Source organism: Martinezella calliandrae (genome assembly GCF_030272695.1).
In the GTDB taxonomy this organism is placed as follows: domain Bacteria; phylum Pseudomonadota; class Alphaproteobacteria; order Rhizobiales; family Rhizobiaceae; genus Rhizobium; species Rhizobium calliandrae.
On record NZ_JARFYN010000211.1, the window covers coordinates 1 to 461 of the forward strand.

The 461-nt window shown below is 60.3% G+C and carries 1 protein-coding gene; it reads right to left on the bottom strand.

Annotated elements, in window-relative coordinates; translation table 11 throughout:
- Nucleotides 1-461: ATP-binding domain-containing protein (locus PY650_RS36785; RefSeq protein ID WP_285885029.1), on the bottom strand; the 461-nt coding region annotated here is incomplete at both ends.

Consider the following 461-nt stretch of genomic DNA (forward strand, 5'->3'; position numbering starts at 1 on the left):
TGTAATCGAGCGTCGTTTCCTTCGCACCCGATCGGCCCATGCTGGCGCTCAGCGCCTTCACGTCTTTCAATTCGTCGCGCCCGACATAGAGCTTTGCGCCGTCATGATGGCGCGTCATCGCCACATAGGTGAGATGCCGGTCCATCGTGGCCGAGGCCATGACGAAGGCGCGGTCGACCGTCGAGCCTTGCGACTTGTGGATCGTCGTCGCATAGCCGTGATCAAAGGCCTGGTAACTGTTCACCGGCAGTAAGACTGAACGGACCCCTTCTTTGCCGTCGCCGTCGAGCCTTATCTGTATCGCGTCCGGTTCGACGGCCACCACGGTTCCCAGCATGCCATTCCTGACGTCAAGGTCGCGATTGTTTTCCAAGAGAACGATGCGGTCGCCGGGCGCGAAGGAGCGCTTGCCGTCATTGGTCTGATAGACGACCTCACGACCGAGCGCAGCTTGCTCTTCC